This window comes from Pseudomonas sp. SJZ080 (assembly GCF_007828295.1).
Taxonomy (GTDB): domain Bacteria; phylum Pseudomonadota; class Gammaproteobacteria; order Pseudomonadales; family Pseudomonadaceae; genus Aquipseudomonas; species Aquipseudomonas migulae_A.
The window spans coordinates 1-23,762 of sequence record NZ_VIUK01000044.1 but is presented as its reverse complement, the minus strand read 5'-3'; the positions used below and the strand labels follow the sequence as shown (position 1 = coordinate 23,762).

Below are 23,762 nucleotides of genomic sequence, written 5' to 3'. Positions count from 1 at the left end.
GCCGGGTTAGCCGCCCCCGGCCATGGATGGCCGATGGCGGCGGGCCCACGGAGCAGGACCGGAGCGAGGGCATGCCGAGCCATAGCGAGGCACCGTACGTCAGGGGCGCAGGCGCTTGGTTACTTGGCGCTTTTCCAAGTCACCCGCCGTAAGGGCGGAACCAATAGCCGCCGTTACCGCAGAAATGGATATGTACCCAACCCCACCCACCAGTGAAAAACACTCCACTCGGAGGCTAATTACCGTCGGCGACCTTGCGCTCTATCTCATCGATTTTCCGCTGAAGTTCCTCGGCGTCCTGCTCCTTGGTTCGGGTGGAAGCGGGTGCGATGGCTTGATCGACACCTTCGGCTTCATCGTCTCTATCCTGCAAATCCCGCTCGACCACATTCACCGGTTTGCCCGACGTATCGGTGGGCGGAGCGTTAGATGTCGCTTGCGATTCGAGCGCGTTGTCACGGTCATCAGTGTTCATGTCGCGTACCTCCGTTTGCCTGAATCATTGGATGCGACGGTCACCCGGGAGTTCGAGATTTCTTGCCCACGACAGTCGACCCCCGGTGACAGGCGCACCTCCAGTCGGTCGCGATGAACCTGTGTCGCACCCCATCGCTCCATTCAGAAACGAACGACCGTGGAAGCCGCCGCCATGAATTCATTCAGAAACCTGCTGACGAGGGCTCAGGAGCAAAAACTTCATGCACTGGATGCCTGGCACCGAGTGCTCGAAAACTGCTCGCTGCGCATGGAATGTCCGGATGCCTACCATGAAGAACTGCTGCGGCAGGCTGATGAAATGGATCGCCAGGGCATCATCGATTGGGAGGAGTGGCGAGACTTGCGCACGAAGGGCGACGAGGCGTATTTGCGGGCGGTCGCGGGGGAGGATTACCACGGTCGATGACGCGTGTTCCGGTTGAAAAAAACGGGATTGAAGCGTGTGCCCCGATCCCGTATTTCCCTTATTTACCAGTCGACAACGGTGGGGTTCGAGGCGGGATTTTGCGCTTCGATCCGGTCGATTCAAACGCCGAGGCAACGCGCAGCAGCGCCGAATCGTCATAGGCACGACCGGCAAACGTCAGCCCGACCGGCATGCCTATGTCCGGCATGATGCCCATCGGCACAGTGACCGTCGGAACACCGAGGTGACGGATGGCGAGGTTGCCGTTGGCGACCCAGACACCATTGCTCCACGCGATGTCGGCGGAGGCCGGATCGACATCGGCATTTGCCGGTGCAACGTCAGCCACCGTCGGGAACAGCACCGCATCGAGGCCCAGCCGGTCCATCCAGTCTTCAAGGTCGATGCGGCGGGTCTGTTCAAGTCCGCGCAGCCCATCGGGAACGGTGGTGATCTGGTCCCACGGCGTGATGCCGCGTTCGGCCATCCGCACGTACTCGTCCATGCCCGCGACGAGGTCACCTTCGCGGTTGGGCAGGGTGCCCGGATCGTGGGGGAAAATCAGCGGCCCGTCGACGTCGACCAGGCGGTTCAGTTTCGGATCGCCGTTGGCCTGCAGGAAATCATCGAACGCCCAGGCCGTCAGGTCCCACAACTCATGATGCAGGAACTCTTTCGACACCAGACCCCGGGTGAACACTGTCGGCGCGCCCGGACGATCACCCTCGCAATTGGAGACCAGCGGGAAATCGACTTCGATCACTTCGGCGCCCGCGGCTTCGAGTGCCTTGCGTGCCTCTTCCCAGAGCGCAATCACTGAAGGCCGGGTGTTGATGCGTTGCCCCGTCGGCCCACCAATCCCCGGCGCCTCGCTGGTGCCGGCTTCGGGGTCGGCGTTGATGAACATGCGCGGAACACCGAGGCGCTTGCCGGCGAGGGCGTCGGGCTTCGCGGCGAGTTCGGCATAGGACGCAGGGCGCACCGAAGTGACACTCGGAATCGGTACCCAGGGCTGCATCCGCCACAGGTCGCCGCGGGTGTCGGGGTCTTCCGCCACCACCACGTCGAGCACTTCGAGCAGGTCAGCCATGGTTCTGGCGAACGGCACGACCACGTCCATTGTCGGCGTCAGCGGCCAGTTGCCGCGCACCGAAATCACCCCGCGCGACGGCGTATAGGCGCACAGGCCGTTGTTCGAGGCCGGGCCGCGACCGCTCGACCAGGTTTCTTCAGCAAGACCGAACGCTGCGAAACTGGCAGCGGTGGCGGTGCCGGCACCGTTGGACGAACCCGAGGCGAAAGGCGCGGTGAGATAACCGGCGTTGTAGGGGCTTTCCGCACGGCCATAAACGCCGCGCTGCATCCCGCCGTTCGCCATGGGTGGCATGTTGGTCTTGCCCAGGCAGATCGCCCCGGCGGCGCGAAGCCGTTCGATGGTGAACGCATCGCGGTAGGCAATCAGGTTGGCGAAGGCGGGACTGCCAGAGGCGGCGGTCAGCCCTTTGACCAGGTAACTGTCCTTGGCCGTATAGGGAATGCCATCGAGTGGCCCCAGCGTTTTACCCTGCGCCCGCCGGGTATCGGAAGCCTGCGCTTCCTTGAGCGCCTCGGGATTGCGTACCACCACCGCGTTGAGGGCGGTGGGCGTGTCGGTGCCGTCGTAGGCGTCGATTCTGGCGAGATAGGCCTGGACCAGTTCCACTGCAGTGGTCTGGCCGGATTCGAGCGCCGCGCGCAGTTCGGCAATGGAAACCTCGGTGACCTCGATCATGCTGTTACCGCCGTTTGCTGATGGGGAAGAAGTGAATGCGCGGCATGGTATGTCCAATGAAGGGGTCGTTGCCAGTGCCAGGACAGTTGATGGGCAACACATATCAGGTAGTCGTCGACCTGATACCAATTGGCCACTACCTCCGGTAAAGTGTGCGCCGCTCGAGAGATGGATCCCGGGCGTTTTCCTATGGAGTTACTCAGTGAATTACCTCAGCAAAGTGGTTGCCGTTTCCCTGTTCGGTCTGGTTCTGGCAGGTTGCACCGGCGCGCCGATGAAGACCCAGCAATACGATGCCAGCCAATACACCGTCGTTGGCCACAGCGAAGCCAGTGCCACCGGCTTGCTGCTGTTCGGTGTCATCCCGATCCGCCAGAACAGCCGTTTCGTTCGCGCGCAAGACGCGGCGATCAAGGCCAAGGGCGGCGACGCACTGATCAACACCCAAGTGCAGGAAAACTGGTTCTGGGCCTGGGTCCTGACCGGTTACACCACCAAGGTATCCGGTGATGTGGTCAAGCTGAAAAACGTTCAGTAAGCGGTCACCAGCACAGCCTGCCGCAATGGCAGGCCGCGCTTTTCGCCCTGGTTAAACCAGGTTGATCACGACGTCGATGTTGCCACGGGTCGCCTTCGAATACGGGCAGGTCTGGTGCGCGGCATCCACCACCGCTCGCGCAACCGCAGGATCGAGGCCCGGAAGGCTCACGTTGAGACGTGCCTGAAGGAAAAAGGCGTTTTCGGTCTTGCCCAGGTCCACTTCGGTATCGACCGCGACGTCGGTTGGCAACGTCACTTTCAATGCAACCGCCGCTTTACCCATCGCGCCGATGAAGCACGCAGACCAGCCTGCTGCCAGCAGTTGTTCAGGGTTGGTGCCAGTGCCTGAAGATCCGATGGCGGAAAGCTTGATATCCAGACGTCCATCGTCACTTCGCGACTCGCCGTTGCGGCCTCCGGTCGTGTGGGTCTTGCCGGTGTAAAGCACGGTGTCGATTTGATTGATCATGGCGGGTTCCTGCTGAGGTTTTTGGGCTCTGTATATCGCTGTTCATCGGAAAACGTCTGAATGTCCGATGCGGCCCACTTTTTCATCCTCATGTAGTGCGGATGTGTCCTGATCAGGCGCTTGTGTAACGCTGTGTAAGATCTCCCCGCGAAAATACAGATCGATACAAATCGATAACTGTAGGAGCGAGCTCGCTCCTACAGGTAAAGCCTTCACACTTGCTTGTTCAGTGCCGCCTCCACCGCCGCAATTTCCGCCTGACGCTTGATGATCAGATCGCCCGTCGGCGGCCCCTGAAAGCGCCTCGCTTCAAAACCGAACCAGACGATGGCCGTCAGCACCAGGAAGCCGATGGTGATGTACAGCGCCCAGTCGTTCGGTGGCTGGATGCCGATGACGAAGATCAACACCATTGAAAGCACCGAGAGGATGGCGAACAGTGAATACAACCCGCGTCCCATGTTCCACGGCCCCATGGTCGGCCACTTCGCGGTGCCGTAGGCGAACAGGCCCAGCACGATCGGGATGATGAAAGAGAAGAACAGGAAGATCACCGTGCACGAGACCACGATGGTGTAGACCGGCGTTGCCCCGATCGAGATCACCGACGAGCCCCAGTCGAACAACACCGCCAGGGTGGCGCCGGTCCAGATGGCCGCCACCGGGCTGCGATATTTCGGCGAGACCGAGGCCAGTGCTTTCGAGCAGGGCAGGCCGCCGTCCCGGGAGAAGGCGAAGATCATGCGCGACACCGAGGTCACGGTCGCCAGCCCGCAGAGGAATTGCGAGATAAAAATCGCCACGTAAAGCGCCAGTTTGATGTTCGGGCTCACTTGGGCGTTCATGGCCCAGAAGAACACGTTCCAGCCCTGTTTTGCCGCTTCGTCCATGCTCGGCAGCATCAGGACGAACGAACTGAGCATCACCCAGCCGAACAGTAGCGACCAGATCACGGACATGACCATGCCGCGCGGCACCGACATCGCTGCGTTGTGGGTCTCTTCGGAGGTGTGCGCCGACGCATCATAACCGGTGATGGTGTAGATCGGCAGCAGCAGGCCGAGCATAAACACCCAGCCGTTCGACACCTGTGGCCAGACGCTGCCGCCGGCTTCGCCGGAATAGTTGCTGAAGGTCCACAAGCGGGCGAATTCATAGCTCGGTGCCGAGATCAGGCAGACGATGGTCAATGCGAGCGCCGTGGCAAAAATCAGGTAGCCCGAAAAGTCGGTGAGTTTCGCGGTCAGGCCGATGCCCAGATGATTACACAAGGCCTGGATGCCGGTCAGGATCGCCAGGAAAACCACCCTGACCGTGGTGGTGTCTTCCATGCCGAGGGCCGGTCCGAAGGCGCCGAAAAAGAAGTAGTAGGTGCCGACGTTGATGGCGCCCAGCACCGTGATCAGTCCCAGCAGATTGAACCAGGCCGTCAGCCAGCCGGTGAAGCGGTTACCGAGAATCGAACCCCAGTGATAAAGACCTCCAGCGGTGGGGTAGGCTGAGGAAATCTGCGCCATGGCCAAGGCAAACACTCCGGAGATCAGGCACCCGATGGGCCAGCCGATGCCAATCGACGCACCCCCTGCACCCGAAGTGCCCTGGGCCAGTGAGTTGATGCCGCCGGAGAGGATGCAGATGATCGAAAAGGAAATCGCGAAGTTGGAGAAAACGCCCATTCGTCGCGAGAGTTGCTGGGCATAGCCCATGCTGTGCAGCGCCTTGACGTCATCGTCGTGCGCGTCGGTGCCGGGCTGGCTTGCTGGGTTCATGCTGTGTACCCCATCAGGTTTTGATTCAATCCACTGGCGTGTGCGCAATGGGTTGGCCTTCAACACCTTGTCGTACTGCTCCTTTTTTCAACCGATACCACTGACTGCTCCGGATCTAGAGACGGCCGTGAAAAGCCGCGTCGAAAATGTGGGCCACGCCTTCCTTGGTCAACGGCAGCGGGTTGCCGCCGGCCGAGGGGTCGACGATCGCCATGTCCGCGATCAAGTCGGCCTGCCGGTCATCCACGCCCAGTTCAAACAGCGTGTGCGGCACGCCGATGTCCTTGCGCAGCTTGAGAACGAAGGCCAGGAAACTGTCGAAGCCCGGGGAGGGCAGGCGCAGGTATGCCGCGAGGCGGGTGATGCGCTCTTCGATGGCCGGGCGATTGAAGTGCAAGACATAGGGCATGAACGTGGCGTTGGTCATGCCGTGGTGGGTGTCGTACAGCGCGCCCACTGGATGCGACAGCGCGTGCATGCCGCCCAGGCCTTTCTGGAATGCGGTGGCGCCCATCGCCGCAGCGGCGAGCATTTGCGCCCGCGCCTCAAGGTCCGAGGGGGTGTGCACGGCGCGCACCAGGGCATTCGCCACCAGGCGCATGCCTTCCACCGCAATGCCGTCGGCCATCGGATGAAAACCGGGGGCGCAGTACGATTCCAGGCAATGGGCGAACGCATCCATGCCGGTGCCGGCGGTGACTTTTGCCGGCATGCCGACCGTAAGCGCAGGGTCGCTGATGACCACCCGCGGCATCATTTTCGGGTGGAAGATGATGCGTTTGGTGTGGGTGCGTTCGTCGATGATCACCGCCGCGCGGCCGACTTCGGAACCGGTCCCCGCCGTGGTCGGCACTGCAATGACCGGGGCGATGTGACTGTCGTCGGCGCGGGTCCAGTAGTCGCCGATGTCTTCGAAATCCCACACCGGTCGGGTCTGGCCGCTCATGAACGCGATGAGCTTGCCCATGTCCAGGCCGCTGCCACCGCCGAAGGCCACCACACCGTCGTGTTTCCCGGCGCGCCAGGCGTCGAGCCCGCCGGCGAGGTTGGCTTCGACCGGATTGGGCTTGAGGTCACAGAACAGCGCGACGCCCAGCCCTGCGGCGCGCAACGATTCCAGCGCCGCCGTGGTGATCGGCGCACGCGCCAGGCCACTGTCGGTGACCAGCAACGGTCGCTCGATACCCTGGCTGCGACAGACCTCGGCGAGCTCGGCGATGCGGCCGACACCGAAGCGAATGCTGGTGGGGTAGTTCCAGTTTCCAGTCAGGTTCATGGCCTACACCTCGTGGCGCAGATGAAAGGATTTGGCTCGGGTCAGGTGCTCGTAGCCCAGGCGCGAGAGCGTGACGCCGCGTCCGCTGTTCTTGACCCCGGTCCAGGCCAGCGCCGGGTCCAGGTAATCGCAACGGTTCATGAACACGGTGCCGGTGGCAATCTCGTTGCCCAGGCGTTCGGCGGCGGCGAGGTCCTGGGTCCACAGGGATGCGCTGAGACCGAACGCGCTGTCGTTCATCAGGGCGATGGCTTCGTCGTCGCCTGCCACCGGCATGATGCCGACCACCGGGCCGAAGCTTTCATCGCGCATGACTGACATTTGATGGCTCACGTCCACCAGCACCTGCGGCGCAAGGTAGGCGCTGCCTGGCGCGTCGGCGGGGAAAGCCTTTGGATCGATCAACGCCTTGGCGCCTTGCTTGAGCGCTTCGGCAATCTGTCCACGAACAAAATCAGCGGCACCGGGTGTGACGAGCGGACCCAGTGTGGTGGCTTCGTCCAGCGGATTACCCAATACATATTGGCCAGTCAGTGCGATGAAGCGCTCGACAAATGCCGGATAGATTTTTTGATCGACGTATATGCGCTCGATCGCACAGCAGCTTTGCCCGGAATTGAAGAAGCTGCCATCCACCAGATTCTCCACCGCGTGCTCAAGGTTGGCGTCGGTGCGGACGTAGGCCGGGTCTTTGCCGCCGAGTTCCAGGCCAACGCCGATGAAACGTCCCGTGGCAGCGGTTTCCATGGCTTTGCCGGCCTCGACCGAACCGGTGAAGTTAACCTGGTGCACGCGGCCCGAAGCGATGATGGCGGACGTCTGCTGATGGTCGAGCAGCAGGTTGTGGAACAGCCCCTCGGGCAGCTTGGCGCGACGCATGGCTTCGGCGAACCGTTCGCCGACCAGCAACGTCTGCGTGGCGTGTTTGAGGATCACGCTGTTGCCGGCCATCAGCGCTGGAATGATCGTATTCACCGCCGTCAGGTACGGGTAATTCCACGGCGCGACCACCAGCACCGTGCCGAGCGGTTCGCGTTTGATATAGCGCCGAAAACCGGCAACCGGGTCGGGTTCCACGGCTGCCAATGCGTCGGGCGCTATCGCGATCATGTGGCGAGCGCGTTCGGCGAAACCACGCAGTTCACCGGCGCCAAAACGCACCGGGCGACCCATCTGCCAGGCCAGTTCCGGGACGATGTCCGGCTGCATCGACAGCATCGCGTCAACGGCGGCGGTACACAAAGCAGCGCGTTCGCTCAGCGGTCGGCGCTGCCATGAAACCTGGGCGGTGACGGCCGCCGACAGGGCCTGCTCGACTTGCGCCGCATCGGCATAATCGCGTTCGACATACACCCGGCCATCGACCGGTGAAATGAGCTGAACCTTGGCCGTCATGATGTTCTCAATAGCGCTCGAAGCCGCGCTGCAGTTCCCAGTCGGTGATTCGCCGGTCGTATTCTTTCTGCTCCCACTCGGCGGTGTGCACATAGTGATCGACCACTTCATCGCCGAACGCCTCGCGCAACATGCCCGATCCCTTGAGGGCGGAGCAGGCGTCGCGCAGGGTTTTCGACACTTCCGGCAGATGCTCGTCGAGGTAGGCATCGCCCTCGAACGGCGCCGTGAGCTCGAGCTTTTCGTCGACACCGGCCAGGCCTGCCGCGATCAGCGCAGCAAAGGCCAGATAAGGGTTGAGGTCGGCGCCGCCAATGCGGCATTCGATGCGGATGGATTTGCTGCCTTCGGCGCACAAACGAAAGCCGGCGGTGCGATTGTCCCGGCTCCACACCGCCCGCGTCGGTGCGAAGGTGCCGGCCTGGAAGCGCTTGTATGAATTGATGTACGGCGCGAGAAAACAGGTGATGTCGTTGGCGTACTTGAGCTGCCCGGCGACCCAGGCGCGCATCAGTTTCGACATGCCGAACTCGGCTTTCGCGTCGAAGAACAGTGGCTTTTTGGCGTTTTTGTCCCACAGCGAATTATGGATATGGCTGCTGGAACCGGCGGCGTCATAGCGCCACTTGGCCATGAACGTGATCGCCTTGCCCTGCAACTGCGCGATCTCTTTGCAGGCGTGTTTGATGATCACGTGGTGGTCGGCCATGGTCATGGCATCGGCGTAACGAATGTTGATTTCTTCCTGGCCCGGCCCCCATTCACCCTTGGAGTTTTCCACGGGAATGCCCGAGGCCTGCAGATGTTTGCGAATCGCCCGCAGCACCGGTTCCTCGCGAGTGGTCTGCAGGATGTTGTAATCCTCGATGTAATAGCCGGCGGTTTTCGGTTGGTGATAGTTGCGCTGGTGAATCGCCTCGTAGCTCTCATCGAACAGATAGAACTCGAGTTCCGAGGCGAACATGCCGGTGTAGCCACGTTCGCGCAGGCGCTCGACCTGCCTCTTCAGAATCGCCCGCGGGCTGTGGGGCAAGTCTTTACGATGGTGATGATCGAGCACGTCGCACAGCACCAGCGCCGTACATTCCAGCCAGGGCACGCGCCGCAGCGTGGACATGTCGGGCTTGAGGACGAAGTCGCCATAGCCCTTGCTCCAACTGGCCGCGGCGTAACCCGGCACCGGCTCCATGTCGATATCGTCGGCCAGCAGGTAATTGCAGCAATGGGTTTCTTCGTGGCCACTGTCGATGAAAAACTCGACCTGGAATCGCTTGCCGACCAAGCGCCCCTGCATGTCGACCATGCAGACCAGTACGGTGTCGATTTCACCAGCGGCAGCAGCGCGCTTGAGCGCATCAAAACTGAGGAGGGGCTCGGTCATCACGTCAATCCTGCGTGAAAGGGTTGGGCCTGTCTGAGATAGCTGTTGCAGACGCTCTCCAGAACAACCTAAACCCTGCAGAATCGAGCATCGTGAGCAATGAGCTGATCCAAGCTTAGCCTACTGTTGAAAACTGCAAGTCCCTATAAGCCGCTAAATTCACAGCTTGTAGCCAATCTGGCGCAACAGGTTCTTGCGCCACAGGATGTCTTCATCGCCTTCGATCTCCGTGGCACAGAAGCCATCCACCACACCCAGAATCGCGCGTCCCTGTGCTGTCTCGGCGATCACCACTTCGGTGGGGTTGGCGGTTGCGCAAAAGATCCGGCACACCTCTGGAACCGTCTTGACCGTGTTCAGTATGTTCAGCGGGTAAAAGCCGTCGCCCAGGAAAATGATGAAGCTGTGCCCGGCGCCGATGGCTTTTGCATTTCTCTGGGCCAGTTCGATCATGGCGGGATCGGTGCCGGACCATCGCACCAGGCATTTGCCCGAGGCTTCGCAAAAGGCCACGCCGAAGCGGATGCCCGGCACCGCGTTGATCAACGCTTCGTGAATGTCCTCGACGGATTTGATGAAGTGGGTCTGGCCAAGAATGAAATTCGTGTCTTGCGGCTTGTCGATTTTCTGCGTGATGAGTTGCATCTCGAACACCTCCTCTCGCGACGGTGCTGCCAGGGTCTGGCAACCGCTCAGGTTTCACGACTCATTTTAGGAGATTCACACGCACGCCGATGTTTGAGTGACCAGTGCCCGTCGGGCGTTCGCAATCGGGTAAGGTAGGCGCGAAAATGCGCCGATTGACCTCACGGGAACCGAACATGATAAAAGCTGTAGCCCTCACCTTCGTCATTGCACTGACGGCGGGGGCGTTTTGCACACCGGTGGCAGCGGCGGGGGATGTTGAAGCCGGGGCGAAACTGTTCACGCGGATCTGCGGCGGCTGCCACCAAGTGGGCGAGTCGGCGCGAGGCGGTTTCGGCCCGCAACTCAATGGCATTTTCGGGCGTCCTTCGGCAAGCGTGGCGGACTACCAGTACTCCGACGCGATGAAGTCCGCTGGCATTGTCTGGACCCGCGAGACACTGACCGCTTACCTCGAAGCACCGAAGAAAGTGGTGCCCGGCACCCGGATGATTTTCTGGGGGCTCAGCGATCCGGAGAAGATCGAGGATGTGCTGGCGTACTTGCAGACGTTTCAGCCGCAGTAGCCCATCAATTCGTCACGCACAAATCCCCGGTGGCGCGGATCAGAGCCTGTCCATGCAGGCCATCCTTGATCAGCGCGGACCGCTCCCTGGCCAGCCATTGGGCGCAGTTCGGGTCTTTGCGAAAGGGCGCGAAATCGGCGTAGTACTGCAGCAGGCGGTTTTGCAGCTCATCCAGCCGTGGGCGGATTTGTCCGGCAAGGTCGGGCCGTGGCATGTCAGGTGCCTTGCCCGCCGCTTGCCATTGCGCGAGCAGTCCGTATTGCACCAGTTTGTTGGCTTCGATCTGTGCGGCGATCAACTCGGCGACTTCGTCCGGGTCGAGTTTGCGTGTAATTGCCTGCTTCCGGGCGTTGGCGATGACTTGCGCTTCCCGGGCACTGTCCTGGATCGGCTTGCGGCTGTCCCATTTGGTCAGCGCCACCAGATCCGCAATATTCAGGCGTTCGTTCATCGTCACCAGCAGCGGTTGCAGACTGGCGGGCGGCGGGGAAGGCGTGCCGGCTTGCGCGCCGCAAGTGAGTAAACCGGACAGGGCGCAGGTCAACAGCAACGGCAGGCGTGGGGAACACAACATGGGCAAACCTCATTGGGAACGGGACTCGCAATCAGGTGCTATGTATCACAGGTGAGACAGAGGCATTAAGGGGGAGCCCATTTTATTTGTGCACGAAAAAGCCCGGCGGGTGAGGCCGGGCTTTTTGTTGAGTACCGCAGTAGGGCTATTCATTCATACAGCGCGGCTTTCGATCAGACGGTCGGAACCACCTTCGGCAACGCGGTTTTCGATCAGACGGTCGGAACCACCTTCAGCGACGCGGTTTTCGATCAAGCGGTCGGAACCACCTTCAGCGACGCGGTTTTCGATCAAGCGGTCGGAACCACCTTCGGCAACGCGATTTTCGATCAGGCGGTCGGAACCACCTTCGGCAACGCGGTTTTCGATCAGGCGGTCGGAACCACCTTCGGCGACGCGGTTTTCGATCAGGCGATCCGAACCACCCTCAGCCACACGGCTTTCAATCAGACGATCCGAGCCGCCCTCAGCGACAACCGGGTGAGCAGAAGAAGCGGCAAAAGCGTTAACTGCAAAAACCGAGAAAGCGATGCTGAGGAAGAGTTGGCGTTTCATGATGGTGTGCTCCGGGGTGTAGTTGTTTGGTATGGAGCTGATGTTACGCCGCGGATTTTTTAAGAGAACTTCATTGAATTGATGGTGACTATCGACGTGGGCAATGGTCCTCAAACTTCACATGAGCCAGAGGGCAGGCTGCTGTCAGGGGTGAGCCCTGCGGAAACCCTGAATCTCGAAACAGATCTGCAGGCCGTTGACGGGGGGTTAGCCGGTTTTACGCTGATTCATGGCGGGATCTGCGCGTATGTTCGGGTTTACGCCGGATGGCGAGTGGATATCTGCGCGAAGGTGATTATGCTTCAGGGAACCTTGCAGTGATGTGAGGCGGTCAGCCTGTTGCCAGGCTTCATGAAATCCGTAGTCCGATGACTTCAGCCCAGGGCCAGAGTGCGACGATCGTAGTGAGGTGCTCCGGCCTACAACAAGAGCAAGACGGAGAAGACTCATGGCCGCAATCGACAACACCACCACGGGCAACTTGCCCAGCCACGGGATCACCAAGGAGGAGCGCAAGGTCATCTTTGCCTCGTCCCTGGGCACCGTGTTCGAATGGTACGACTTCTACCTTTACGGCTCCCTCGCCGCGATCATCGCCAAGCACTTTTTCGCCGGCGTCAACGAGACCACGTCCTTCATTTTCGCGCTGCTCGCGTTCGCTGCGGGGTTTGCCGTGCGGCCCTTCGGCGCGATTGTGTTCGGCCGACTGGGCGACATGATCGGGCGCAAACACACCTTCCTGATCACCATTGTCATTATGGGTATCTCCACCGCCATCGTCGGTTTTCTACCCGGCTACGCGACCATCGGTGTGGCGGCGCCGATCATCCTGATCACGCTGCGCCTGCTTCAAGGCCTGGCGCTGGGTGGTGAGTACGGCGGGGCGGCGACCTACGTGGCCGAGCATGCACCGAAGGGCAGGCGTGGTTATTTCACCTCGTGGATTCAAACCACGGCGACCCTCGGTCTGTTTCTGTCGTTGCTGGTGATCCTCGCTTGCCGCACGATCCTCGGCACTGAAGCTTTCGAGGCCTGGGGCTGGCGGATTCCCTTCCTGCTGTCGATCCTGTTGCTGATCGTCTCGGTGTACATCCGTCTGCAACTCAGTGAGTCGCCGGTGTTCCTGAAAATGAAGGCCGAGGGCAAGGCTTCCAAGGCGCCGCTGACCGAATCCTTCGTTCGCTGGGGCAACCTGAAAATAGTGATCATGGCGCTGCTCGGCGGCACCGCTGGTCAGGCGGTTGTCTGGTACACCGGGCAGTTCTACGCGCTGTTCTTCCTGCTGCAGACTCTGAAAATCGACGCGCAGACTGCCAACTTGCTGATTGCCGGTTCCCTGTTGATCGGCACGCCGTTTTTCGTGATTTTCGGTAGCCTGTCCGACCGAATCGGTCGCAAGGGCATCATCATGGCCGGCTGTATCCTGGCGGCGGTGACTTACTTCCCGATCTTCCATGCGTTGACCCAGTACGGTAACCCCGACGTGTTCATCGCCCAGGAGAAAAATCCGGTCACGGTGGTTGCTGATCCAGACCAGTGCTCGTTCCAGTTCGACCCGGTGGGTAAAGCCAGATTCACCAGTTCCTGCGACCTCGCCAAGACGGTGCTGGCGAAACGAGCGATCCCCTACAAGAACGAGAAGGCCGAACCGGGTACCGTCGCGCAAGTGCGCATCGGCGATAAGGTGATCCCGAGCTTCGAGGGCACCGGCATGCCGGCCGCCGACTTCAAGGCTCGCAACGACGCCTTCGCCGCCACCCTCGGCACCGCCCTCAAGGACGCCGGCTACCCCGAGAAGGCTGACCCGGCCAAGACCAATTACCCGATGGTGTTGTTACTGCTGACCATCCTGGTGATCTACGTGACCATGGTCTACGGCCCGATCGCTGCCTGGCTGGTGGAACTGTTCCCGGCGCGCATCCGCTACACCTCGATGTCGCTGCCGTACCACATTGGCAACGGCTGGTTCGGCGGCTTCCTGCCGACGGTTGCCTTCGCCATGGTCGCGGCCACGGGGGATATCTACTATGGGCTTTGGTATCCGATCGTGATTGCGGTGATGACGGCTATTCTTGGGACGTTCTTCTTGCCGGAAACCAAGGATCGGGAGATTCATCACACCTAGGGTTGGGGTTGGGAAGGTTTTTGGGATTGGGTGGGGGCATATCCGTTGCTGCGGTGATGGCCGCTATTGGTTTCGCCCTTACGGCGAGTCACTTGGAAAAGCCCCAAGTAACCAAGGGCTCTTGCCCCTTTCGTTCGGTGCCTCGCTATGGCTCGGCATGCCCTCGCTCCGGTCCTGCTCCGTGGGCCCGCCGCCATCGGCCATCCATGGCCGGGGGCGGCTAACCCGGCATCCATGCCGGGTTGCCCACTGCGCAGAACCTGCGCTCGGCCTCTCGAGGGGGCGTTCAGATCAAAAGCTGAAGGCGAGCTAACGCTCGGCCTGATGAGTGGTGGGAATCAAAAGCGTATGGGATTCCCTGTAGGAGCCGGCTTGCTGGCGAAAAGCGTCTGGGCGACGCGTTCATTCAGACAACCCGCGTTATCGTTGACGTCCATCGCCAGCAAGCCGGTCTCGCTCCTACAAGGGGAATGCGTACGATCATAGAGCCAGGTCGGCTGGCGAGCCACCGTACGTCAGGGGCGCGGGCGCTTGGTTACTTGGCGCTTCTCCAAGTGACCCGCCGTAAGGGCGGAACCAATAGCCGCCGTTACCGCAGGAATGGATATGTACACCATCAAAAAATTGCCATCACCAGACTAAGCGGCCGTTACCGCAGCAACGGATATACACCCAGTCAAAACCACTCCAAGAGAATGCCCATGGATCGCTTGTCTACGTTGTTGTCGCAGTTTGGCGTACGCGCACACCTGTTTTACAACGGCAGGCTGTGCGGTATGGCGTCGTATGACGGCGCCGACCCGCGTGGTCATATTCACCTGCTGCAGGCCGGTACCGTCACTTTGCGCGGAGGCGACCGCAAGGACGTGCTGCTGACGCAACCCAGTCTGATTTTTCTGCCACGCCCAAGCCGGCATCAACTGTTCGCCGGTGAGCCCGATGGCGCTCAACTCCTGTGTGCGTCGATGGAGTTTGAGGGCGGGGTCGATAACCCATTGTCGGCCTCGTTACCCGATTGCCTGGTGCTGTCCCTGGAGGAGTTGCCGCTGCTGGCCGATACGCTGCGATGGATGTTCGTCGAGGCGGCAGCCGGACATTGTGGCAGGGAAGCGGCGCTGGATCGTTTGTTCGAATTACTGATCATCCTGCTGTTTCGACATCTGCTCGATCATCACCAACTGAGTACCGGCATGATGGCCGGGCTCGCGGATTCGCGACTGGCGCGCTCGCTGGTGCAAATGCACAACGCACCTGACCGTGCCTGGTCGGTGGCGGAACTGGCGAGCGAGTCGAACATGTCGCGTGCGGCCTATGCCGTGCACTTCCGGTCAGTGTTAGGGCAGACACCGGCGGACTATCTGTTGAGCTGGCGTATCAGCCTGGCGCAGAAGCGTTTGCGTGAAGGGCGGCCGATTACGCTGATCGCAGCGGAAGTCGGTTATGAAAGCCCTTCGGCACTTGCGCGCGCGTTTCGGCGCAAGACGGGCTACAGCCCTCGGGACTGGCTGAAAGATTTGGCGGGAGAGGGGGACGGACTTTCTTGATGGGGCATGGCCTGAAAACATCGAATTGCTTCAGGCCATCCCAAGAGAAGGCTCATCGGTTCAGCGGGTTTCCAGCGCGGTTAAAGAATGGCCGGCCACGAAGATGGACGCGGCAAGCAAACCGATGTCTTTCAGGAGAAACTGGCCCGGTGCAACCGAAATGGCCGGGAAGCCGAGGCTGGGTTCGATCACTCCAGGTGTCGACAACATAAAGCTCAACGTCGTGAAAAACAGCCCGGCTGACAACGCGCCACCGATCAAGGAAAGTTTGGGTGACAGCAGTCGACCTGCAATAAGAGCGCCGATCGAGACTTCCAGGACGCCGAGTAAACTGGAGAAGGTATCGACGCTGAAAATGTTGTAGACCCAGCCCAGGAAGGGGCTGTTGCTCACCAGCGGAACCAGGCCTTGTGCTTCGTAGTGAGTGAATTTCATGCCGCCGAACCAGAAGTAGATCACGGCGAGGGCAAAGTACGCACCGTAGGTTCCAATCGCTGTGGTTTTGCTCCCGAGCGATGATTTTCCAGAGGCAGTATTGGTTTTGTAGTTCTCGATGCTTAAGGTTTTCATGAGTCAGGCTTCCAATAGGGGGTGACGGTACCTTTCACACCCCAACGCGGTGTGCGCGGGGAGTGGAGACAGTGTTGCCTTTGATGCCGCGCTATTGGGTTCTGAACGTATTGAGTCCGATGCAGATCGTCTTGACTCGTTGCCGGCCCTGATTGAGTAGGGTGGCTTTCGTTGCTGCGATGGGCCGTATTCGGCTCGCGAGTCGGCGCTAACCCTCTCGCGGTGGAGGCAGGGCTTGTTTTACCATTCGGGCTCACCTGCTCAAGTGGTACGCGACCCGATGGTTGCGCGCCGTATTCAAATGGAAGGATCCCCGCGCCATGTCCAATTTGTTGTTTCGCAAGCTCGCCTTGTCCAGCCTTCTCTTGCTCGCCGGTTGCGCTGCATCAACCCCAAATGCTCCGGTTCCCGTCAAGTCCAAGGCCATTGAAGCCTTCACCGACATCTGCCTGAAGACTGCGCCATCGTTCGCCGGTTCGGCCGAAGCAGCCAAGCGTTACGGTATCGACGATCTGCAGGATATGGGCTTTACCCGTATCGGCTTCACGGCTGACAAAAACCTTGCGGTGCAGTTGTCTGCGAAAGAGTGTGTCGTCACGACCCCGAGCCAGTCCGACAACAGCCTGACCCGACAATTGTTGAGCGCTGTGCAGCCTTATTCGCAGACAGCGGTGGCGGATCGTGTGCCGTCGAAGGTTAGCCTCCAGGGCGCAAACTTCATTCTTCAGCATGACCGTAATGGTGGTGAGGCGTACGTGCTGTTGCGCAATAACTGAGCCGCGTTTTTTAGCCTGCGGCGGAATTGGACTTGGGAATGGTGTACATCTCCGTTTCTGCGGTAACGGATATACGCCCAATCGCTCAAACACTCGACTTAAGTGACACGCACCACACTCACTCAGGCAACCCGGCCATCCGCAGCCCCTGCGCAAAACGAGCAAGATCCTCTGGCCGCTGAATAGGCAGCCATTCTTTCAAATTGGAAACACGCAATGCAGGGTCCAGCTCTCGCAAGCGCTGCATTGCCTGTTTCGCATTATCCGTTTGTCCCCTCAGCGCATGACTGGCCGCCAGCAGCGCGACCGGGGGCAACAGAGTGGGAAGGTTACGCAATGCCTTCTCCGCCCAGTCCGTCGCACAGTCGTAGCGCCCGGCAAAGAAGTGCGCGAGCGCCATGCCCACCTGCATCCTGAACATCTCCGGGTCCAGCGGGCTCAAGCGAACCGCATGGGTCAAAAACTCGATGGCAGCGTCTGTTTCACCGCGCAATGCACGCAAAACACCGCCCAGGTACCAAGCGGGAGCGAGGTTGGGATTGAGCAGACGTGCCCTGTCGAGCAGGGCAATGCCGCCATCGACATCGCCGGTGAGATGGGCCAGCGCATGCCCGCTTCGCGTCAACGCCACCGCGTCGTCCCGCCCGAGCGTCATGGCCAGACGCGCAAGCCGTGCGCCTTCGGCGATCTCTTGAGGTGGATCCGTCATCCAGCCATTCAACTTGCGCCAGAAATGACACCACGCCGCCATGCCGTAAGCCGACGCAAACTCCGTGTCGAGTTCGATGGCCTTGTAGAACAATGGCAGCGCCTCCTCGATGGCTTCCCGAGTGCCGCTGTGCAATTTCGCCATTCCGCGCAGGTAATAGTCGTAGGCGCACAGGCTTTCCGTCGGCTTGCGCTTGGCCCGCTCGATTTCCGCCCGCTCGAGTTGCGGCGCGATAGCGCCGACGACGCTTTCAGCGATCTGATCCTGCAACTCGAAAATGTCGTGGAGCGTGCCTTCGAAGCGCTCCGCCCAGAGATGCGTGCCGGTCGTCGCATCAATCAGTTGCCCGGTAATGCGTACCTTGTCACCGGACCTGCGCACACTGCCTTCCAGCACGTAGCGCACGCCGAGTTCCTGGCTGATGCCTTTGACGTCCACCGCCCGGCCTTTGTACGTGAAGCTCGAATTGCGCGCGATCACGAACAGCCAACGGATACGCGACAGGGCGGCGATGATGTCCTCAACCACGCCGTCGGCGAAATAATCCTGTTCCGGATCGCCGCTCAGGTTCTGGAAGGGCAGGACGGTGATCGAGGGGTTGTCCGGAAGCGTGAGGGGATAGGGGGCAGATTCAGCCTGGTTGGCGGGCATACATGCGCCGATACCCTGTGCGTCAGGCTGTTTTGCCTCTGCGGTTTCGTCATCTTCGACCTCGCCAATGAAGCGGTAACCCTTGCGAGCGACCGTGCGAACCAGGCGCTGTTCCTCGCCGGTATCGCCGATGGCCTTGCGCACCGCATTGATGTGGCTGGTAATCGTCGATTCCGACACGACCCGGCCGCTCCACACCGCCTTGAGCAGGTCATCCTTGCTGACGACGCGATCGCGGTGGCTGATGAGCTGCAGCAACAAATCGAAGACCTGTGGCCCGATGGGCACGACGTGCCCGCGCAAGGTGAGTTCCCGGCGCTCTTGATCGAGCACATAGTCTTCAAACACGAATGGCAAGTTGAATATCCCCTGGGAGAGCGCCCTCGACTCCGGGTCCGAGCGGGTGAGTAGTGCGAGAAGTCGATAATACGGCAGCGCGAAACCGGCTGCACCGTCGAGCAGGGATGACATTCAAACGCGGGTTTCCTTGGACGAAAAACCAAGGCTGACCCAAGGCAAATCCAAGACCGGTGCAAGGACTTCCCTTGCGCGCGCGGGCACTCTGGTTCCACATCGACAGCAATGGTTGCCGTCGAGAAGCTGAAGCGGAGAGAGCCCATGAAGATCGTCGTCATCGGAGGCACCGGCCTCATTGGATCGAAACTTGTGAACAACCTCCGCGAGCGCGGCCATGACGTGCTCGCAGCTGCCCCCAGTACGGGCATCAACAGCATCACCCGCGAGGGCCTGGCCGCAGCGATGGATGGCACTGATGTGGTCGTCGACGTGGCAAACGCGCCGTCGTGGGAGGACCAGGCCGTGCTCGATTTTTTTGAAACGTCGAGCCGTAACCTGCTGGCCGCCGAAGCGGCTGCCGGGGTTCGTCATCATGTGGCGCTGTCGATTGTTGGCAGCGAGCGGCTGCCCGATTCCGGTTACTTCCGGGCCAAGGTCGCGCAGGAAAACCTTATCAAGGCGTCCGGCATTCCTTACACCATCCTGCGGGCTACGCAGTTCTTCGAGTTTGTCGACGGCATTGTCCAGTCGTTCGCCGTCGGTGAGGAGTTTCGCGTTTCGCCCGCGCTGATCCAGCCGGTAGCGTCCGACGATGTAGTGGCGGCGCTGGCCAATGTCGTACTGGCGGCGCCGGTCAATGGCACGGTCGAAGTCGCAGGTCCTGAAGCCATACCCCTCGACGAACTGGCCAGACGCTTTCTGCGAGTAACCCAGAACAACCGTAAGGTCGAGCCGGACGTCAACGCGCGCTACTTCGGCGCCGCGCTCGACGATCAATCGCTGACCGCCGGCAAGAACGCGCGCCTTGGCGCTATCCGTTTCGAAGACTGGCTCGCTCGGTCGACAACCCAAACGGGGCGCTGAGGCTAAATCGACAAGGCGCTGACCCGACGCCGTCGCGCCCTCATCAAACAGACCCACAAGGAGATTCGCCATGTTTTCCCGATTGCTTCTGGCCGCTGCTTTCGCAGCGCTCTCGATGACCGCGTCGGCCGCCGACAAACCCGCAGGCAAGGTGACGATGGTGTTCGACCGTCCCATTCCGAACATCCCTGGCAAGAGCATGAGGGGCGTGCTCGTCGAGTATGGGCCGGGCGCCGCGTCGCCATCTCACACCCATCCGAAAACGGCCTTCATTTATGCAACGGTTCTGGAGGGCTCGTTTCGCATCAAAATCAAAGGCGAGCCGGAAAAGATCTACAACGTAGGCGAAAACTTCGTTGAGGAGCCGGGTTCCGTGCATGAAGTCAGCGCCAACGCCAGCGATACCCAACCGGCACGCCTGCTGGCCGTGTTCGTCCTCGATTCCAATGAAAAAGTGCTCGTCACGCCCATCGGGAAGTGAATCGAACAGACAGCGGGCGGCAGGCCATTGCCGCCGGCGCAAGCGCCGAAATCCCTGTCGCCGTGAAGCGCCGAGGCAAGAAAAAAATGACCGGCCGTTAACTGTGCGTCGCCGTCGTCCTGGTTCTGGCTGCCGGAGGGGCCATTATTTTGAGCAAGAAAAAGCCCGGCTGATCAGGCCGGGCTTCTCGTTGAGTACTGCGGTAGAGCCATTCATTCAAACAGCGCGGCTTTCGATCAGGCGGTCGGAACCACCTTCGGCGACGCGGTTTTCGATCAGGCGGTCAGAACCACCTTCGGCAACGCGGTTTTCGATCAGGCGGTCAGAACCACCTTCGGCAACGCGGTTTTCGATCAGGCGGTCAGAACCACCTTCGGCGACGCGGTTTTCGATCAGGCGGTCAGAGCCACCCTCGGCAACGCGGTTTTCGATCAGACGATCCGAACCACCTTCGGCAACACGATTCTCGATCAAGCGATCCGAACCACCCTCAGCCACACGGCTTTCAATCAGACGATCCGAGCCGCCTTCAGCGACAACCGGGTGAGCAGAAGAAGCGGCAAAAGCGTTAACTGCAAAAACCGAGAAAGCGATGCTGAGGAAGAGTTGGCGTTTCATGAGTGTGTGCTCCGGGGTGTAGTTGTTTGGTATGGAGGCGATGTTACGCCGCGGAATTTTTAAGAGAACTTCATTGAATTAATGGTGACCATTGACGAAAGCAATACATGGATGAAGGTCCATGTTGTCCGAGTGATGGCATCTGGCTACGCGTTGCTTGATTGGATCCACGGTGGCACCCTCAGCGCCCGTTGCACCAAGGAGCAGGTGATCAAGGAATGAGTGGATACGTCCCCAACCCCCCGAAAAACGTCCGCTACGACGAAGCCAAACCCGTCGACATCCACGCCAAGCGCTGGGCCGAGTATGAGAAATACGGCAAGGCACCGGCGGCTGCGAAGGAGAAAGTCCGGGTCGCGTTGCGCATTGGCGTGTTCTTCGATGGGACGCTGAACAATGCGGGCAACTCTGCGTCAGGATTACTGTGTGGCGCCCATCACCCGATTCGCCCGGAAGACGTCGATGCGAGCTGCAAGCCGTATATGGCGGATCCGGAGGGGAGTTATGGGAATGATGTGAGTAATGTTTCCAAGCTGTTTGATCTCTATCCATCAGCTAAAGATGTCGAGGGCGAAGGCTCCGTAAGACTCTCTCTTCGCAGCCTCTACATTGATGGAATTGGTACGGCCGGAGGCGCAGAAGACAAATTGCTTAATGCCGCCACCGGCCGTGGTGATACCGGTGTCGCGGCCAAAGTTCAGCAGGCGTTTTCCGACCTGAACGATTCGATAAAAGAGCTGATTGATAGGAGTCCCGGTTGTGAAATCACTTCACTGACCTTCGATACGTTTGGCTTCAGTCGGGGTGCCGCAGCGGCCCGGCATTTTGCGAACGAGATAGTGCGTTGCAAGCAGGGTCCTCTAGGGGAAGTGCTCCGCCGCAACCCTAAGGGATTTAGTTCCAGCTTCGGCAACCAGTTCAACAGCGATGTCATCATGGGCTTTGTCGGCTTGTTCGATACCGTACCTTCCGTGGCCGGCGTGACAAATCTCGGAAATATCCAAAGTGCGGTCGCTCCTGGGATCAAACTCTATTTAGATCGTCGATTCGTTTCCGATGTTGTCCAGCTTGTCGCACGTGACGAGCGCCGTGCGAATTTCGCATTGAGTACAGTTGTGCCGGCTCACCGGGAAATATCATTGCCCGGTGTGCACTCCGATCTTGGAGGTGGCTACCGCGAAGTCGTCGAGGAGTGTGTGCTGGTTAACCCAATGCAGGCACTAACGGTTCCGCAGGGTACGAATATCCAGACCACTTCCATCTACTTGGATACCCAGAAGCAAAAAGCAAACATGGTGGCTGATGGATGGCCTGAATCAATGTTGGACATTGTGACGCCGACGCCAAGTATGGCGCCTGATTGGGAACAGGATAAAACAGGGCCGAAAAAACTTCGGGTGTATGCAGGTTTACAACTAAAACGATCAGTCAGTGGGAAATTGGCTGTGGTTTACTTGCGCTTGATGCATAAATTGGCCAAGGAGAAAGGCGTGCAGTTTGAGGTTATTGACGAGAGTGATCCGGCTTACAGTGTGCCCTCTGAACTTCAGCCATTTTGTGACAGAGTGCTCGCTGGTGAGTACAAACCAGAACCTGCCGAAGAACAGTTGTTGAGGTTGAAATACGTGCACATGTCCGCCAACTGGAACAACCCGATCGGTGCAAGTCGTGAACAGGGCGTAACCCTCCGATATACCAATGCACCGACTGACGACGGTATGCGAGTGCGTCATCCTCACGTGGCAGATTCCGTGTGGAGAACATTTTGATGCGTGCATACTATTTTTTGCTGGTCGCGTTGGTGGTCTCAGGTTGCCAGGCAGCAGAACCACGATCAGGCAAAAATGACCCGAAAAATCCATGGTGGAGCCTCAGTTTTGTTGAACCCACCTACATGAAAGTCTGGGTGGAAGATACTGCCGTTGAGGACATAAACGGGAAGCTGTTTCGCCGTACCGGCGGCGGTACAGCAGCAAGTGATGAGCCCGCAGGTGACGCTGAGTTTGCTCGCGGCTGGAGTGAAAAAATTAGCAGTAGCTCCCGTGGCGTGGTCGGTGCGGATTTACCCAAGCGGATTTATGTTCGCTGGCAGTCAGTAGTCGAGCCGCAAACATATCGTGCGTGGGTCGAAATTCCTGAAGAAGCCCGGCAGATTTTGCACGCCTCAGTGAATGAGCGCTGCCCCAACCGACCTGCCGAAACTGCCAATTACAGAGCCAAGGTTTATCTCGGACTTGCGCCTGGCGGCATCGTGCAGGTGTGGGTATTGGACAACTGCATGAAATCGATCAAAGTTGCCCGGGCTCAAGCGGAGATCGAACCTTTGGGGCCGCACCTTGGAAAATCTAACGGTAACTACTATCCGCAACCCGAGAAGTCCAAAAGCTACGTCGCCAAGTACGGCATTCCTTACGGTAGTTGGTGATGGCCTGAACTGGTATCGGGATAGTTTCATGCGTATGTCAGTTATTTTGTTGATCGCATTTTTTATCTACGATTGTCAGGCAGCCGACCCACTTTCCGGCAAAAGCGACCCTAAAGACCAATGGTGGAGCCTCAGCTTCGTTGAGCCGGCCTATATGAAGGTATGGGTGGAAGACTCTGCCGTAGAAGATATCAACGGAAAGCTATTTAATCGTACCGGAGGAGGTACTGCTGGTAGCCATGATTCCGAAGACGGCACCGAAGCTGCTCGTGGATGGAGTAAAAATATCAGCAGTGGTATTCGTGGCGTAGTCGGTGCAGATCTACCGAAACGTATCTTTGTTCGATGGCAGTCGGTTGTCGAGTCGAAGACCTATCGTGCGTGGATCGATATACCCGAAGAAGCACGGCAGATCATGCACTCCTCGGTAAATGAGCGCTGTCCGGCAACGCCCAACGAGCCTGCCAACTTCATAACCATGGTTTACCTCGGACTTGCCCCTGGCGGCATCGTACAGGTTTGGGTGACTGATAAATGCTTGAAGTGGACTTGCCCCTACCAAACCGGACACCAACTCCCCGTTAAATTGATGTTCCCGCTAAGCGCCTGAACTCCCTCGGTGAACGATATTTCAAGGC

24 protein-coding genes are annotated in these 23,762 nt (G+C 59.6%); 11 read left to right on the top strand and 13 right to left on the bottom strand.

Going from position 1 to position 23,762, the window contains the following annotated elements; genetic code table 11:
* Positions 1-235: 235 nt before the first annotated feature.
* Complete coding sequence (locus FBY04_RS31180; protein ID WP_084323845.1) at positions 236-475, bottom strand: hypothetical protein; 240 nt, start codon at positions 473-475, stop codon at positions 236-238.
* A 174-nt stretch (positions 476-649) separates the two neighbouring features.
* Between FBY04_RS31180 and FBY04_RS31175 the strand changes: the two genes are divergently transcribed.
* Positions 650-904 carry a hypothetical protein gene (locus FBY04_RS31175; protein ID WP_084323847.1) on the top strand — a complete coding sequence of 85 codons (255 nt, stop codon included), beginning with the start codon at positions 650-652 and terminating at the stop codon, positions 902-904.
* 58 nt (positions 905-962) lie between these two features.
* On the opposite strand, the gene FBY04_RS31170 is transcribed toward FBY04_RS31175, so the two are convergent.
* Positions 963-2,675 carry an amidase gene (locus FBY04_RS31170; protein WP_145319412.1) on the bottom strand — a complete coding sequence of 571 codons (1,713 nt, stop codon included), beginning with the start codon at positions 2,673-2,675 and terminating at the stop codon, positions 963-965.
* Positions 2,676-2,877: 202 nt separating this feature from the next.
* Between FBY04_RS31170 and FBY04_RS31165 the strand changes: the two genes are divergently transcribed.
* Positions 2,878-3,213: a hypothetical protein gene (locus tag FBY04_RS31165; protein WP_084323843.1), complete on the top strand. Its 336-nt coding sequence runs from the start codon at positions 2,878-2,880 to the stop codon at positions 3,211-3,213.
* 51 nt (positions 3,214-3,264) lie between these two features.
* Here FBY04_RS31165 and FBY04_RS31160 read toward each other — a convergent pair whose 3' ends face one another.
* The 6 genes from FBY04_RS31160 to FBY04_RS31135 form a co-directional block, all read right to left on the bottom strand.
* Complete coding sequence (locus FBY04_RS31160; RefSeq protein ID WP_084323842.1) at positions 3,265-3,684, bottom strand: organic hydroperoxide resistance protein; 420 nt, start codon at positions 3,682-3,684, stop codon at positions 3,265-3,267.
* Between the two features lie 212 nt (positions 3,685-3,896).
* A complete protein-coding gene (locus FBY04_RS31155) occupies positions 3,897-5,453 on the bottom strand; it encodes an amino acid permease (protein WP_084323846.1) in 1,557 nt (518 codons plus the stop codon).
* Positions 5,454-5,568: 115 nt separating this feature from the next.
* Positions 5,569-6,729, bottom strand: a complete 1,161-nt coding sequence (locus FBY04_RS31150) for an iron-containing alcohol dehydrogenase (RefSeq protein WP_145319409.1) — start codon at positions 6,727-6,729, stop codon at positions 5,569-5,571.
* Between the two features lie 3 nt (positions 6,730-6,732).
* Positions 6,733-8,124, bottom strand: coding sequence for an aldehyde dehydrogenase family protein (locus tag FBY04_RS31145; protein WP_145319406.1), 1,392 nt, complete (start codon positions 8,122-8,124; stop codon positions 6,733-6,735).
* A 7-nt stretch (positions 8,125-8,131) separates the two neighbouring features.
* Positions 8,132-9,505: a glutamine synthetase family protein gene (locus FBY04_RS31140; RefSeq protein WP_145319401.1), complete on the bottom strand. Its 1,374-nt coding sequence runs from the start codon at positions 9,503-9,505 to the stop codon at positions 8,132-8,134.
* A gap of 159 nt (positions 9,506-9,664) precedes the next feature.
* Positions 9,665-10,150 carry an adenosine-specific kinase gene (locus tag FBY04_RS31135; RefSeq protein ID WP_084323838.1) on the bottom strand — a complete coding sequence of 162 codons (486 nt, stop codon included), beginning with the start codon at positions 10,148-10,150 and terminating at the stop codon, positions 9,665-9,667.
* A gap of 176 nt (positions 10,151-10,326) precedes the next feature.
* On the opposite strand from FBY04_RS31135, the gene FBY04_RS31130 reads away from it, so the two are divergent.
* Positions 10,327-10,716: a c-type cytochrome gene (locus tag FBY04_RS31130; RefSeq protein WP_084323837.1), complete on the top strand. Its 390-nt coding sequence runs from the start codon at positions 10,327-10,329 to the stop codon at positions 10,714-10,716.
* Positions 10,717-10,720: 4 nt separating this feature from the next.
* Here FBY04_RS31130 and FBY04_RS31125 read toward each other — a convergent pair whose 3' ends face one another.
* Both FBY04_RS31125 and FBY04_RS31120 read right to left on the bottom strand, forming a co-directional pair.
* Positions 10,721-11,290 (bottom strand): chorismate mutase, encoded by a 570-nt coding sequence (locus FBY04_RS31125; protein ID WP_084323836.1) that lies wholly within the window; start codon positions 11,288-11,290, stop codon positions 10,721-10,723.
* A gap of 153 nt (positions 11,291-11,443) precedes the next feature.
* Positions 11,444-11,845: a hypothetical protein gene (locus FBY04_RS31120; protein WP_008030819.1), complete on the bottom strand. Its 402-nt coding sequence runs from the start codon at positions 11,843-11,845 to the stop codon at positions 11,444-11,446.
* 448 nt (positions 11,846-12,293) lie between these two features.
* Between FBY04_RS31120 and FBY04_RS31115 the strand changes: the two genes are divergently transcribed.
* Together FBY04_RS31115 and FBY04_RS31110 are read left to right on the top strand one after the other, a co-directional pair.
* The gene (locus tag FBY04_RS31115; protein WP_145319398.1) at positions 12,294-13,970 is read left to right on the top strand and encodes an MFS transporter; all 1,677 of its coding nucleotides are present in this window, start codon (positions 12,294-12,296) and stop codon (positions 13,968-13,970) included.
* Positions 13,971-14,671: 701 nt separating this feature from the next.
* Positions 14,672-15,514, top strand: a complete 843-nt coding sequence (locus tag FBY04_RS31110; protein WP_084323870.1) for an AraC family transcriptional regulator — start codon at positions 14,672-14,674, stop codon at positions 15,512-15,514.
* A 60-nt stretch (positions 15,515-15,574) separates the two neighbouring features.
* On the opposite strand, the gene FBY04_RS31105 is transcribed toward FBY04_RS31110, so the two are convergent.
* The gene (locus FBY04_RS31105) at positions 15,575-16,084 is read right to left on the bottom strand and encodes a YkgB family protein (RefSeq protein ID WP_084323869.1); all 510 of its coding nucleotides are present in this window, start codon (positions 16,082-16,084) and stop codon (positions 15,575-15,577) included.
* Between the two features lie 320 nt (positions 16,085-16,404).
* On the opposite strand from FBY04_RS31105, the gene FBY04_RS31100 reads away from it, so the two are divergent.
* Complete coding sequence (locus FBY04_RS31100; protein WP_145319395.1) at positions 16,405-16,860, top strand: hypothetical protein; 456 nt, start codon at positions 16,405-16,407, stop codon at positions 16,858-16,860.
* Positions 16,861-16,978: 118 nt separating this feature from the next.
* Here FBY04_RS31100 and FBY04_RS31095 read toward each other — a convergent pair whose 3' ends face one another.
* Complete coding sequence (locus FBY04_RS31095) at positions 16,979-18,577, bottom strand: winged helix-turn-helix domain-containing protein (RefSeq protein WP_145319415.1); 1,599 nt, start codon at positions 18,575-18,577, stop codon at positions 16,979-16,981.
* Positions 18,578-18,838: 261 nt separating this feature from the next.
* On the opposite strand from FBY04_RS31095, the gene FBY04_RS31090 reads away from it, so the two are divergent.
* Entirely contained in the window at positions 18,839-19,600 is a 762-nt protein-coding gene (locus FBY04_RS31090; RefSeq protein WP_084323867.1) for an SDR family oxidoreductase, read from the top strand.
* Positions 19,601-19,670: 70 nt separating this feature from the next.
* Positions 19,671-20,081 (top strand): cupin domain-containing protein, encoded by a 411-nt coding sequence (locus FBY04_RS31085; RefSeq protein WP_084323866.1) that lies wholly within the window; start codon positions 19,671-19,673, stop codon positions 20,079-20,081.
* A gap of 216 nt (positions 20,082-20,297) precedes the next feature.
* Here the strand turns inward: FBY04_RS31085 and FBY04_RS31080 are convergent, their stop codons facing one another.
* Complete coding sequence (locus FBY04_RS31080) at positions 20,298-20,699, bottom strand: hypothetical protein (RefSeq protein WP_008030819.1); 402 nt, start codon at positions 20,697-20,699, stop codon at positions 20,298-20,300.
* A 218-nt stretch (positions 20,700-20,917) separates the two neighbouring features.
* On the opposite strand from FBY04_RS31080, the gene FBY04_RS31075 reads away from it, so the two are divergent.
* From FBY04_RS31075 to FBY04_RS31065, 3 genes are read left to right on the top strand one after another with little or no spacing between them, the layout of a single operon-like run.
* Positions 20,918-22,468, top strand: coding sequence for a DUF2235 domain-containing protein (locus FBY04_RS31075; RefSeq protein WP_145319392.1), 1,551 nt, complete (start codon positions 20,918-20,920; stop codon positions 22,466-22,468).
* Positions 22,468-23,124 carry a DUF2931 family protein gene (locus FBY04_RS31070; RefSeq protein ID WP_084321245.1) on the top strand — a complete coding sequence of 219 codons (657 nt, stop codon included), beginning with the start codon at positions 22,468-22,470 and terminating at the stop codon, positions 23,122-23,124. The genes FBY04_RS31075 and FBY04_RS31070 overlap by 1 nt, the downstream gene beginning before the upstream one ends.
* Before the next feature lie 28 nt (positions 23,125-23,152).
* Positions 23,153-23,734 (top strand): DUF2931 family protein, encoded by a 582-nt coding sequence (locus FBY04_RS31065; protein WP_145319388.1) that lies wholly within the window; start codon positions 23,153-23,155, stop codon positions 23,732-23,734.
* Positions 23,735-23,762 lie beyond the last annotated feature (28 nt).

Coding starts and splice junctions, on each gene's coding strand:
- FBY04_RS31135 (WP_084323838.1), bottom strand. CDS start 10,150: ATGCAACTCATCACGCAGAAAATCGACAAGCCGCAAGACACGAATTTC.
- FBY04_RS31105 (WP_084323869.1), bottom strand. CDS start 16,084: ATGAAAACCTTAAGCATCGAGAACTACAAAACCAATACTGCCTCTGGA.
- FBY04_RS31160 (WP_084323842.1), bottom strand. CDS start 3,684: ATGATCAATCAAATCGACACCGTGCTTTACACCGGCAAGACCCACACG.
- FBY04_RS31145 (WP_145319406.1), bottom strand. CDS start 8,124: ATGACGGCCAAGGTTCAGCTCATTTCACCGGTCGATGGCCGGGTGTAT.
- FBY04_RS31090 (WP_084323867.1), top strand. CDS start 18,839: ATGAAGATCGTCGTCATCGGAGGCACCGGCCTCATTGGATCGAAACTT.
- FBY04_RS31110 (WP_084323870.1), top strand. CDS start 14,672: ATGGATCGCTTGTCTACGTTGTTGTCGCAGTTTGGCGTACGCGCACAC.
- FBY04_RS31085 (WP_084323866.1), top strand. CDS start 19,671: ATGTTTTCCCGATTGCTTCTGGCCGCTGCTTTCGCAGCGCTCTCGATG.
- FBY04_RS31080 (WP_008030819.1), bottom strand. CDS start 20,699: ATGAAACGCCAACTCTTCCTCAGCATCGCTTTCTCGGTTTTTGCAGTT.
- FBY04_RS31155 (WP_084323846.1), bottom strand. CDS start 5,453: ATGAACCCAGCAAGCCAGCCCGGCACCGACGCGCACGACGATGACGTC.
- FBY04_RS31065 (WP_145319388.1), top strand. CDS start 23,153: ATGCGTATGTCAGTTATTTTGTTGATCGCATTTTTTATCTACGATTGT.
- FBY04_RS31120 (WP_008030819.1), bottom strand. CDS start 11,845: ATGAAACGCCAACTCTTCCTCAGCATCGCTTTCTCGGTTTTTGCAGTT.
- FBY04_RS31150 (WP_145319409.1), bottom strand. CDS start 6,729: ATGAACCTGACTGGAAACTGGAACTACCCCACCAGCATTCGCTTCGGT.
- FBY04_RS31070 (WP_084321245.1), top strand. CDS start 22,468: ATGCGTGCATACTATTTTTTGCTGGTCGCGTTGGTGGTCTCAGGTTGC.
- FBY04_RS31115 (WP_145319398.1), top strand. CDS start 12,294: ATGGCCGCAATCGACAACACCACCACGGGCAACTTGCCCAGCCACGGG.
- FBY04_RS31075 (WP_145319392.1), top strand. CDS start 20,918: ATGAGTGGATACGTCCCCAACCCCCCGAAAAACGTCCGCTACGACGAA.
- FBY04_RS31170 (WP_145319412.1), bottom strand. CDS start 2,675: ATGATCGAGGTCACCGAGGTTTCCATTGCCGAACTGCGCGCGGCGCTC.
- FBY04_RS31130 (WP_084323837.1), top strand. CDS start 10,327: ATGATAAAAGCTGTAGCCCTCACCTTCGTCATTGCACTGACGGCGGGG.
- FBY04_RS31180 (WP_084323845.1), bottom strand. CDS start 475: ATGAACACTGATGACCGTGACAACGCGCTCGAATCGCAAGCGACATCT.
- FBY04_RS31125 (WP_084323836.1), bottom strand. CDS start 11,290: ATGTTGTGTTCCCCACGCCTGCCGTTGCTGTTGACCTGCGCCCTGTCC.
- FBY04_RS31140 (WP_145319401.1), bottom strand. CDS start 9,505: ATGACCGAGCCCCTCCTCAGTTTTGATGCGCTCAAGCGCGCTGCTGCC.
- FBY04_RS31175 (WP_084323847.1), top strand. CDS start 650: ATGAATTCATTCAGAAACCTGCTGACGAGGGCTCAGGAGCAAAAACTT.
- FBY04_RS31100 (WP_145319395.1), top strand. CDS start 16,405: ATGTCCAATTTGTTGTTTCGCAAGCTCGCCTTGTCCAGCCTTCTCTTG.